This window comes from Jeotgalibacillus alimentarius (assembly GCF_000829445.1).
GTDB lineage: Bacteria > Bacillota > Bacilli > Bacillales > Jeotgalibacillaceae > Jeotgalibacillus > Jeotgalibacillus alimentarius.
The window spans coordinates 21226-33277 of record NZ_JXRQ01000008.1; the positions used below are offsets into that span (position 1 = coordinate 21226).

The following is a 12052-nucleotide window of genomic DNA, read 5'->3' on the forward strand; positions in this document are numbered from 1 at the left end:
CATTTAATAAGTTTGCAGTGTTTTTGGGAATTTTGTTAATGTTTCATACCCTTCTTTTGTTACCAGTACATCATCTTCAATTCTCACTCCGGCAACACCAGGTACATAGATACCGGGTTCTATTGTAAATGTCATACCTTCCTCAAGAACAAAATCACTTTCAGAAGTAATGGAAGGGAACTCATGAACATTCAGCCCGAGTCCGTGCCCAAGGCGGTGGGGGAAGTAGTCTCCGTAACCTGCATCCTCAATTACTTTTCTCGCAGCAAGATCCAGCTCACTTGCTTTTACTCCAGGCTTGACCATCTCAAGCGCAGTCATTTCCGCTTTTAATACAGTGTCATAGATTTCACGCTGTCTTCCATCGATATCCCCAAATGCAACAGTCCTCGTAATATCTGAGCAGTATCCTTTATATACAACGCCAAGATCAAATAACACAAGATCCCCTTTTTGGATTCTTGACTCACCAGGTGTACCGTGTGGCGAGGACGCATTCTCACCCGTCAATACCATTGTTGAAAACGACATTTCGGTAATCCCTTTTTTCTTTAATTCAAATTCAATAATAGAAAGCACATCAAGTTCCGTTTTACCTTCAGCGAGTTCTTTGCATGCAGTTTCAATTGCAAAATCTGCAAATTCAGCCGCCTTTTTCAGAAGCTTGATTTCTGACTCGTTTTTAATGACTCTGAGGTCATTCATGAAATGTTCAGCTGGATGTACCGTCAGCTGTCCGAATACACCCTGAAGAAGCTCGAGTCTCTCAACTGTCAGATGATTTTTTTCAATTGCAAGGCTGTCAATAGATGGAACGCGTTCTTTTAGAAGAGTGAGTGGGTTTTCTGTATCGCTGTAGCCAATAATGTCCCCGTCCCAGCCTGCACGTTTCGCATCTTCAGTTTCCATCCCGGGACAGATCAGCACTGCATCTCCATCAGCGGGAATAAAGACTGCCAGCCATCTTTCATGCGGGTCACTTCTAAATCCGGTCGTATAAGTTACATTTTCTGTTGAAGTTAAAAATGCACCTTCAATATTCTCTTTTTGTAAGTACGTCTGAACTTTTTTAATCATGTACAAACATCCTCTCATATTCAGTCTCTTCAAAATTATCATTTAAATTTGCACATGTAAATGTTTCAGCAGTCTCAGGAAGGGAAAAGTTGAGTGAAAACGCGGAACTTAGGAGGAATAAAAATGAAAATTTCTTACCATGGACATTCTGTTGTTAAAATCGAAACAAACGGTAAAACGATTCTGATCGATCCTTTTATTAATGGAAATGAACAGACAGACTTAAAGGCGGATGACCAGAATCCTGATGTGATTCTTCTGACGCACGGACATAATGATCATGTAGGTGACACAGTTGATATCGCAAAACGCAGCGGAGCGCTGGTAGTAGCACCGTTTGAACTTGCGAATTACATGGAAATGCAGGGGCTTAACACCCATCCGATGCATATCGGTGGTGCTTATGAATTTGACTTTGGTAAAGTAAAATTCACACAGGCATTTCACGGCTCGTCTTTCACCACTGAAGATAACCAGATTATCTATACAGGTATGCCAGCAGGTATATTATTCATGGCTGAAGGCAAGACAGTTTATCATGCTGGAGACACAGCGCTATTCAGCGATATGAAACTGATTGGGGACAGGCACCTGATTGACCTTGCGTTCCTACCAATCGGTGACAACTTCACCATGGGCCCGGAAGATGCTGCATACGCTGCTGAACTGTTAGGGGCAAAACAGGTCGTACCGATTCATTACGATACTTTCCCGCCAATCAAACAGGACCCGCAGAAATTCATCAGCACGCTAAAAGAAGGACAAGGCAAAATGATGAAAGCCGGCGATAGTACGGAACTATAATAAAAAGAAGATGCGCCCGCGCATCTTCTTTTTATTATGTCTTTGTTAAAGGCGTGGGCTGGGCACTGTAATAAAATTGCTGAATGTGACGTTCGATTGTGCATACGCGACCTCCAACCCGGGTGTATCGGACCTTCCCGGAGCAACACGCGACGTTCAACCGGCAACATACGACGTTCGAGTATGCGGAATTGACCAAAAGTGACCAAAAACCCCTGTATTCGCGCGTACAAAAAGCAAACATCACCAGCCAGCTTCATCACAAGCATCATATTATTGTAAGTGGATTTGAACCTTTCTTACCACTGCGGTTATAATATAAACACGTACACAGGACGCAGAAAGCGGGGATTAGCGATTGGCTACAAAACACGAACAGATACTTCAGCATATAGAATCCCTGCCTGTCGGAAATAAAATTTCAGTCAGACAGGTAGCAAAACATATGGCTGTAAGCGAAGGAACAGCATACCGTGCGATAAAAGAAGCAGAAAACAAAGGGCTCGTCAGCACAATTGAGCGTGTCGGGACGATCAGAATTGAAAAGAAAGTACGCGAAAACATTGAGCGGCTGACCTATGCAGAGGTCGTTAATATAGTGGATGGACACGTTGTTGGAGGACGCACTGGCCTTCACAAAACGCTGAATAAATTTGTCATCGGAGCGATGAAGCTTGAAGCGATGATGAGATATACTGAAGCCGGTAACCTGCTGATCGTCGGTAACCGGACTAAAGCACATGAGTATGCTTTAAATGCAGGCGCTGCAGTCCTGATCACGGGTGGGTTTGATGCAGATGATTCTGTCAAAAAACTCGCTGATGACCTTGAGCTTCCTGTCATTTCAACAAGCTATGATACATTTACAGTAGCAGCAATGATTAACAGGGCGATCTATGACCAGATGATTAAAAAAGAGATTGTACTCGTCGATGATATCCTGATTCCACTTGAACGGTCTTATTATCTGACGTCAAAGTCATCAATCCGTCAGTGGGAAGAAATGAATAAAGAAACGCAGCACAGCCGTTTCCCGGTTGTAGATGCCACAACACTGAAAGTAACCGGAATGGTGACGGCGAAAGATATACTCGGACGCAGTAAAGATGAAGTGCTTGAAAAAGTCATGACAAAATATCCGCTGACTGTCAATGCAAAAACAAGTGTTGCATCAGCAGCACACATTATGATCTGGGAAGGAATTGAACTGTTGCCGGTTGTCAATGAATCCCATCAGCTGCAGGGCGTGATCAGCAGGCAGGATGTATTAAAAGCCATGCAGATGATTCAGCGTCAGCCACAGATGGGAGAAACAATTGATGACCTGATTCTAAAGGAGCTGCAGGTAGAGAAAACGGAAAGCAAACGTCAGACTTTCCAGGTCACACCACAGATGACCAACCACCTTGGCGCTATTTCTTATGGAGTATTCACAACGCTCGTGACTGAATCAGCTAATCAGTTACTGAAAGAATACAAGCGCAGTGACCTTGTAGTCGAAAATATTACTATTTACTTTATTAAACCGGTTCAGATGGAAAGTGAGCTCGAGATTGTTCCGAAACTGCTGGATGTTGGACGGAAATTCGGGAAAGTTGATGTGGAAGTATTCAGCGAAAACGTCCTCGTAGGAAAAGCCATGATGATGTGCCAATTGCTGGAGAAATAATGAAACCGGCTGTCTTCAGCCGGTTTCAGTCCTTTCATTATTCGTTCCAGTTACGATCTTCTTCCTCCATGAGAGGCGTAAAGTGCTTTACAGCTTTATACCGGATCCATGCGCTCGAAAAACCAATGACAATAAACAACAGCGCAATGATATAAGTAAAGATCAGATCTGTTGCGATCTCAAAGTTAAAAAGAAAAAATGTATTCAGGCCGACTAAGCCCATCAGTGCACCAAGTGCCATGCCGGCGCGGCTTTTCTGCCAGGCTTTTTCAGCAGGGCGGGGTGTTCGGATCTGCTTTGTTTTGAAATACAGGTAAGCAACACCGGACATAATAATTAAAAAAACTAATATCGCCATTTCGATTCCTCCAATAATAAACTACTATTATTGTAATGGCTTATCAGCCTAAATTCCACTAAATCAGGGAGTGACATTCATTGAAAGAGCAAATCATTCAGGAAATTAAAAAATATGACACAATTATACTACATAGACACGTCAGACCGGACCCGGACGCTTATGGTTCACAGGCGGGCCTCGCAGAGCTGATCAAAGCTTCTTTTCCGGATAAAAAAGTATTAACAGCAGGAACGGCTGAGCCGACTCTTGCATTTCTCCACGAGCTTGATGATATTGCAGATGAAGATTTCAAAGATGCGCTTGTGATTGTCTGTGACACAGCAAACACTGACCGCATCGACGACCAGCGATATAAACTTGGAGACAAATGTATTAAAATCGATCATCATCCAAACGAAGATCCGTATGGTGACCTGTTGTGGGTGGATACTTCAGCGAGTTCTGCGAGTGAAATGATCTATGAGCTATATCTTTCCGGCGTGCAGGAGGGGCTGAAAATGTCCGACAGTGCTGCACGGTTAATTTATGCGGGAATTGTCGGCGATACCGGCCGCTTTTTATATCCAAGTGCTACGCAGAAAACATTTGATTACGCGGGGGAACTGATTAAATACTCATTTGACCGTACAGCGCTGTACAACTCCCTTTATGAAATGGATGCTCACGTATTAAAGCTTCAGGGGTATGTGCTGCAGAACTTTTATATGTCAGAGAATGGAGCCGCACATGTCAAGCTCACAAGAGAGCAGCTTAAGGAGTTCGGGGCAGCACCATCAGAAGCTTCACTGCTGGTCAGTACGCTCGGCAGTGTAAAAGGGATTCGCGCATGGGTCTTTTTTATAGAAGAAGAAAAAGAAATACGTGTAAGACTCCGCTCTAAAGGACCAATTGTGAATCAGCTAGCAAAAGAATATAACGGCGGCGGTCATCCGGTTGCAGCGGGTGCATCAATATACAACTGGGATGATGCAGAAGAAGTGATTCAAAAGCTTGAAGCGATTTGTAAAGCTTAAGGCTTGAAAGGAGATTGAAGATGGCTTTTACACATTTGCAGGTAACAAGTGCATACAGTCTATTGAGCAGTACAGTATCGATCCCTCAGCTGATCAGACTTGCAAAGCGTGAGAAGCTGTCTGCACTTGCCTTAACTGACCATAATACGATGTATGGTGCGATTCCGTTTTATAAAGCTTGTATCAATGAAGGAATAAAACCGATTATCGGATTGAAAGCAGATATCAGCGGAAATGATAATCAATCATTTCCGCTTGTTTTACTTGCTGAGAACAATGAAGGGTATAAAAACCTGATTAAAATATCAAGTGCGATTTCAACTACAGGTAAGCCGCTCCCGGAAAAATGGCTGAAAGCATATGCAGCCGGACTGATTGTCATTACACCCGGAGACAACGGTGAAATAGAACAGTTGTTAATGCAGGGACAATTCGAGGAAGCGTCAATACGCGCGAATAATTTAAAAGAAATATTGGGAGAGAACCATTTCTTTATCGGTCTTTCAGTTCACAATAAAAGAGAAGACCAGGAACTTAATCAGGAGTTAACAAGGCTCTCTGCTGAAACAACGATACCGCTCGCAGCTACTGCAGAAGTCAGATACAGTGAGGCTGATGATAAGAAAGCATATGAAGCGATGACGGCACTCAGAGACGGACTCACTTTAGATGAAGTACAGGTCAAAGGTGACTATCATTTTCAGATACCTGCAGCGATAGAAGCTTCTTTAGGTGATTATCCTGAAGCGCTCGAGCATACGTACAATATTGCTTCACGCTGTCAGGTGGAGATCGATTTTAACAGCTCCCATCTGCCGGTATATCCTGTACCGGACGATGTCACTCAAAAAGAAGTGCTTGCCCACCTGTGTGAAGAGGGGCTTAAAAAAAGAGTCAGCAACCCGGATGAGCGTTACATGAAGCGACTGCGTTATGAACTTGATGTCATAGACCGCATGGGTTTTAATGATTACTTTCTAATTATATGGGACGTGATGAAGTTTGCGCGTGAACAGCATATCCTAGCCGGACCAGGGCGGGGATCAGCAGCCGGAGCTTTAACGGCTTATGCACTCTTTATTACACATGTGGATCCGATTGAACATCACCTTTTATTTGAACGATTTTTAAACCCTGAGCGTGTCACCCTGCCGGATATTGATCTGGATTTTCCTGATGACAGACGCGATGAGGTGATTCAGTATACTGCTGAAAAATACGGGATGAAAAAAGTAGCACAGATCGCTACATTCGGTTCACTGTCAGCTAAAGCGGTAGCCAGAGATATGGCGAGAGTGTATGGGATGAGCACTGGAGAAATGGAAGTGATCTCGAAATCAATTCCGTCTCTGCATGGCATTACACTGAATGAAGCATACCGGCAGTCCCAGTCACTGCAGCGCTTTGTGAATCAGTCCGAGCGGTATCAGGAGTGGTTTGCAATAGCAGTGAAGCTTGAAGGGCTGCCTAGACACACTTCTGTTCACGCTGCAGGTGTCATCATCAGCGATGTTCCTTTAGCAGATGTTGTCCCGCTGCAAAAAGGTTCAGCGTATGCGCATATTACCCAGTGGCCGATGGGCGTACTTGAAGAGATCGGTCTGTTAAAAATGGATTATCTGGGTTTAAGAAACCTCACCATTTTAGACAGAGTGATTCAGGCCGTCAGAAAAACGGATGCCCGCTTTTCAATTGATGGCATACCGCAAAATGATCAGGCAGCTTTCGAACTGCTTGGCAGAGGGTGGACGAGCGGGATCTTTCAGTTTGAGGCTGAAGGCGTTACAAAAGTTCTGATGACGCTTAAACCGACTGAATTTGAAGATCTCGTTGCAGTGAACGCTCTAAACAGACCCGGACCAATGGAGTTTATTCCACAATATATAAAAAGGAAGTACGGTCAGGAAAAAGTAACGTATATTCATAATGATCTTAAACCTGTTTTAGCATCAACATACGGAATCATCATTTATCAGGAGCAGATCATGGAGATCGCTTCAAGGTTTGCAGGGTTCAGTCTCGGACAGGCAGATGTGCTGAGAAGAGCGGTCAGCAAGAAAAAGAAGGAAGACCTTGACCGTGAAAGAGAGAGGTTTACTGCTGGTGCTGTAAAAAAAGGATACTCAAGTCAGGCAGCGAATGAATTATATGATCTGATCGTCAGGTTTGCCGACTATGGTTTTAATAGAAGTCACGCAGTAGCGTACAGTAAAATCGGTTATCAGCTTGCCTACTTAAAGGCTCATTATCCGGTAGAATTTATGGCGTCACTGATGACAACGGCAACCGGCAATGAAGATAAAACCGCACAGTACATTAAAGAATGCAGAAGACTCTCCATTCAGGTGCTTCCTCCGGATATTAACAGGAGTATGAGGTACTTCAAAGGAGAGAAGGATTCAATCATCTACAGTTTCAGTGCGATTAAAGGAATCAGCAAGGCTGCTGCGGAAGAATTAATTCAAAAAAGACAGGACAAGCCTTACCGCGACTTTTTTGACTTATGCTCAAGGCTTGATCCAAAACTGGTTAACCGTAAACTGCTTGAACCACTGATATTCTCAGGTGCTCTGGACGGTTTTGGACAGGACCGGTCAGTTCTGCTTGCTTCTATTGATATTGCTGTTAACCATGCAGGTCTCACGCAGGGAGAAGGAAGTCTGTTTGAGGATCTCGATATCAAGCCGAAGCATGCTAAAGCCTCCCCAATGCCGGTGGATCAGAAGCTGTCTTATGAAAAAGAAGTGCTTGGCATTTATCTATCCTCCCACCCCGTATCACTGTACCGATCGCAGCTCGATTTATCCGGCGCTGTGAAAATTGATGAAACGGCTCCTGGAAGCAAAGGGATCATTGGGGCATTTATCAATGACGTGCGGGTGATCAGAACGAAAAAAGGGGAGAATATGTGTTTTATCGCTTTAAGTGATGAAACAGGTGATATGGATGGTGTCGTATTTCCTGAACCATTCAGAAAATTTTCTGCTGTAATTCAAAAAGGTGTTACTGCAGTACTGACTGGAAAAATAGAGGAAAGAAACGGGAAAAATCAATTTGTTATACAGCAGGCAGTACCGGCTGATCAATATACTCGTGCAGAGAAAACGAAAACACTTTTTCTCAGAATCCCGTCATCTATGGATGCGCAGGAGTCCATGTCACTTATATTGAAATACTGCAGACAATATGAAGGAACGTCACCTGTAGTCGTGTACGATGAAAGTACAGGGGAGAAAATGAAGCTGCAGATAAGAGGTGTCAGGCTGCAGGAAGAGCTTGTGACAAGGCTTATACAGCTATTAGGTCAAAAGAATGTAGTTGAACAATAAATTGCAAAAGCAGAATAGATTTTGTTATAGTGAATGAGAATGTGGTCGGACCAATTGTTAAATAAAGGGGTAACCCAATAATAGGAGTGAAGTTCGTTGTCATTACGGGATGAAGCACTGCATATGCACAGAGTGAATCAGGGGAAGCTGGAGTCAAAGTCAAAAGTACTGGTTAGAAATGCTGAGGAGTTAAGTCTGGCATATTCACCTGGTGTAGCAGAACCTTGTAAAGAAATTTATGATAAGCCGGAAACGGTATATGACTATACAATGAAGGGTAATATGGTGGCAGTTGTATCTGATGGTACGGCTGTTTTAGGGCTTGGAAATATCGGTCCTGAAGCCTCATTGCCGGTTATGGAAGGCAAAGCAGTATTGTTTAAGAGTTTTGCAGGAGTTGATGCTTTTCCAATCTGTCTGAATACGACTGAGATTGATAAGATCGTAGAGACAGTCAAACTGATGGAACCGACATTTGGCGGTGTCAACCTTGAAGATATTGCTGCACCACGCTGCTTTGAAATCGAAGAGCGTCTGAAAAAAGAAACAAATATCCCAATTTTCCATGATGATCAGCACGGTACAGCGATTGTTACTGTGGCGGGTCTTGTAAATGCACTGAAAATCACTGATAAAGAATTTTCTTCAATAAGAGTGGTCATGAATGGAGCAGGGGCTGCAGGCATCGCCATTATCAAACTTTTATACAGTTATGGTGTCAGAGATATTATTATGTGTGACTCTAAAGGCGCGATTTATGAAGGCAGACCGTATGGCATGAACGAAGTAAAACATAATGTTGCTAAGATCACTAACCGTGAGCGTCTTGACGGCTCTTTAGAAGATGTGATCGAAGGGGCAGATGTCTTTATTGGCGTATCTGTTGCCGGCGCACTGACTGAAGAGATGGTTCAGAAAATGAATGACGACTCCATTATCTTTGCGATGGCGAATCCGGTACCTGAGATTATGCCGGCTCTTGCAAAAGCAAACGGAGCAAAAGTGGTTGGAACCGGCCGCTCGGATTTCCCGAATCAGGTTAATAATGTACTTGCATTCCCGGGTATCTTCAGAGGCGCATTAGACGTAAGAGCAACTCATATAAATGAAAAAATGAAAATTGCAGCCGTTGAAGCAATCGCTTCACTGATCAGTGAAGATGAGCTTCATGAGGATTACGTTATTCCTGCACCATTTGATGCAAGAGTGGCCCCGGCAGTAGCGTCGCGTGTTGCAAATGCTGCGATGGAAACAGGAGTTGCAAGAATTAAAGTTGATCCTGAAGAAGTCAGGGAAAAAACTGCCCGCCTGTCTCAAATTGGAAAAGGCGAGTGACAGTCATTTGAAAGAACATAAAAGGTATATTTCTGTTGTCCACCAAATCAGGGATATGATTCAGCAGGATCGCCTTACAGCGGGAAGCAGAATTCCATCGGAGCGTGAACTGTCGGAAAGATTCGGCGTTGCACGCTCTTCTGTGCGTGAAGCATTAAGAGCACTTGAACTGCTTGGTCTGATAGAAACCAGAAGAGGTGAAGGGACTTATCTGAGAGATTTCAGAGATCATCATCTGATTGACCTGCTGGGGATGTTCATTCTGCAGGATGGCCGTGCAATCAATGATGTTGCACAGGTGAAATCCTGGATGGAAGCCGATGCAATCCGCAGACTCAGAGCGTGTTCAAAAGATCAGGTTTCTCATACATTTGAACATATTTCAGCAAAATATAAGCGATCAGAACTGCAGACACTTTCTCATTTGAAAAAAGAGATCGTGGAAGCAGGGGGAAATCAGCTGTACGTTAAGATCTGGCTCGTGCTGAATGATTTCTACAATACTGAAGGTGAACAGTCAGCTGCACTAACAGATGACATCATGAATGAATTTTACGAGTACCTGATGAATGATGAAACAGATCAATCATTGAGGCTGCTTGCTGACCGCTAGTACAACATAACGGGGAGGACGACAGGTTGCTGAAGGATATATTTGCAAAAAAGAAAAAGTATGCAACAATCCCATCTGAGCACGATAAAAATGATGTGCCTGAAGGGATTCTGACGAAATGTCCAAAATGTAAAAAAATCATCTATACAAAAGAAATCTATAAAAATAAAAAAGTCTGTCTTCAGTGCGGATATCATCATCCGATGAACGCAGCTGAAAGAATTGAATGTCTAGCTGATGAAGGTTCTTTCAAAGAATTTAATCAGCATTTAACATCTGAAAATCCGTTAGATTTCCCTGATTATCTTGAAAAGGTTGAAAAAGATAAGAAGAAAACAGGATTGAATGAAGCTGTCGTAACAGGAATTTGTGAAATTGACGGACATGATGCAGTTCTTGCGATTATGGACTCAACTTTCCGTATGGGCAGTATGGGCTCGGTTGTTGGAGAGAAAATTGCAGAAGCTGTCCGCACAGCTGAAGAACGCGGATTGCCATTTATCATATTTACAGCAAGCGGCGGCGCACGGATGCAGGAAGGGGTTTTATCCCTGATGCAAATGGCGAAAACGAGCACGGCACTTAAGCGTTTCAGTGATAAAGGCGGACTGATTATTTCAATGATGACTCACCCGACAACAGGTGGTGTTTCAGCAAGTTTCGCTTCGCTTGGGGATTACAACTTTGCTGAACCGGGTGCATTGATCGGATTTGCCGGACGTCGCATCATTGAACAGACAATCAGAGAAAAGCTTCCTGAAGATTTCCAGACAGCAGAGTTTTTAATGGAGCATGGTCAGCTTGATCAGGTTATATCCCGCCTTGACATGAAAGAAAAGCTGAGCGTATTGCTTTCGCTTCATAAGAAAGGGGGAGAGTCCTGGTGAATGAACTGGAATTTGAAAAACCGTTGAATCAGCTTCGTGAAAAAATTAATGAACTGAAGGCTTTTACTGCGGATTCTGAAGTTGACCTCAGTGAAGAAATCTCAAAGCTTGAAGATCGTCTGACGCGGCTTGAAACTGATATTTACTCGAATATTAAACCATGGGACCGTGTACAGCTTGCGCGTCACCCGGAACGTCCGACAGCACTTGAATACATAGAAGAGCTGTTTGAAGATTTCATGGAGATGCATGGGGACCGTCTTTATGGTGATGACCACGCCATTGTGGGCGGAATTGCACGATATAAAGGCAAACCCGTTACTGTTATTGGTCACCAGAGAGGGAAAGATACGAAAGAGAATATTAAGCGTAACTTTGGGATGCCTCACCCGGAAGGTTATCGTAAAGCACTCAGGCTGATGAAACAGGCTGAAAAGTTCAAGCGGCCGATTATCTGTTTTATCGATACAAAAGGTGCATACCCGGGTAAAGCAGCTGAAGAACGCGGCCAGAGTGAAGCAATTGCAAGAAACCTGTTTGAAATGGCAGGCTTGACTGTACCGGTTGTCTGTATCGTTATTGGAGAAGGCGGTAGTGGAGGTGCACTGGCGCTTGGTGTTGGAAATCACCTTCATATGCTGGAGAACTCGACTTATTCAGTTATCTCACCTGAAGGAGCGGCCTCAATTCTCTGGAAAGATGCAGGTCTTGCAAAGCAGGCGGCTGAATCCATGAAAATTACAGCGCCTGACCTGAAAGACATGGGCATCATTGATGAGATCATTCCTGAAGTCAAAGGCGGTGCACATCGTGATGTGTTGACTCAGGCTAAGTCAATTGATGAGGTGCTACTTGCCTCTCTGAAGACATTATCTGCTCTTGATGAAGAGTCACTCATTGATCAGCGTTATAAAAAGTTTCAGTCTATTGGTGAATATACAAAAGATCACGTCTGATTAAAAAA

The 12052-nt window shown here is 43.6% G+C and carries 10 protein-coding genes; 8 read left to right on the forward strand and 2 right to left on the reverse strand.

The features are described from left to right. Positions 1-3: 3 nt before the first annotated feature. Complete coding sequence (locus KP77_RS01205) at positions 4-1077, reverse strand: M24 family metallopeptidase (RefSeq protein WP_041120917.1); 1074 nt, start codon at positions 1075-1077, stop codon at positions 4-6. A gap of 123 nt (positions 1078-1200) precedes the next feature. On the opposite strand from KP77_RS01205, the gene KP77_RS01210 reads away from it, so the two are divergent. Both KP77_RS01210 and KP77_RS01215 read left to right on the forward strand, forming a co-directional pair. Further along, positions 1201-1881 carry a metal-dependent hydrolase gene (locus tag KP77_RS01210; protein WP_041120918.1) on the forward strand — a complete coding sequence of 227 codons (681 nt, stop codon included), beginning with the start codon at positions 1201-1203 and terminating at the stop codon, positions 1879-1881. A 358-nt stretch (positions 1882-2239) separates the two neighbouring features. Next, positions 2240-3550 (forward strand): DRTGG domain-containing protein, encoded by a 1311-nt coding sequence (locus tag KP77_RS01215; protein ID WP_041120919.1) that lies wholly within the window; start codon positions 2240-2242, stop codon positions 3548-3550. Between the two features lie 37 nt (positions 3551-3587). Here KP77_RS01215 and KP77_RS01220 read toward each other — a convergent pair whose 3' ends face one another. Further along, entirely contained in the window at positions 3588-3908 is a 321-nt protein-coding gene (locus tag KP77_RS01220) for a YtpI family protein (protein WP_041120920.1), read from the reverse strand. A gap of 80 nt (positions 3909-3988) precedes the next feature. Between KP77_RS01220 and KP77_RS01225 the strand changes: the two genes are divergently transcribed. From KP77_RS01225 to accA, 6 genes are all read left to right on the forward strand, one after another. Further along, a complete protein-coding gene (locus KP77_RS01225; RefSeq protein WP_041120921.1) occupies positions 3989-4924 on the forward strand; it encodes a DHH family phosphoesterase in 936 nt (311 codons plus the stop codon). A gap of 20 nt (positions 4925-4944) precedes the next feature. After that, positions 4945-8253, forward strand: a complete 3309-nt coding sequence (dnaE, locus tag KP77_RS01230; RefSeq protein WP_041120922.1) for a DNA polymerase III subunit alpha — start codon at positions 4945-4947, stop codon at positions 8251-8253. A 96-nt stretch (positions 8254-8349) separates the two neighbouring features. After that, positions 8350-9588: an NAD(P)-dependent malic enzyme gene (locus tag KP77_RS01235; protein WP_041120923.1), complete on the forward strand. Its 1239-nt coding sequence runs from the start codon at positions 8350-8352 to the stop codon at positions 9586-9588. Between the two features lie 7 nt (positions 9589-9595). Then, positions 9596-10201 carry a FadR/GntR family transcriptional regulator gene (locus KP77_RS01240; protein ID WP_041121194.1) on the forward strand — a complete coding sequence of 202 codons (606 nt, stop codon included), beginning with the start codon at positions 9596-9598 and terminating at the stop codon, positions 10199-10201. Positions 10202-10227: 26 nt separating this feature from the next. Next, positions 10228-11088 carry an acetyl-CoA carboxylase, carboxyltransferase subunit beta gene (gene accD, locus KP77_RS01245; protein WP_041120924.1) on the forward strand — a complete coding sequence of 287 codons (861 nt, stop codon included), beginning with the start codon at positions 10228-10230 and terminating at the stop codon, positions 11086-11088. Further along, positions 11082-12044, forward strand: a complete 963-nt coding sequence (gene accA, locus KP77_RS01250) for an acetyl-CoA carboxylase carboxyl transferase subunit alpha (protein WP_041120925.1) — start codon at positions 11082-11084, stop codon at positions 12042-12044. Before accD ends, accA begins: the two co-directional genes overlap by 7 nt. Positions 12045-12052 lie beyond the last annotated feature (8 nt).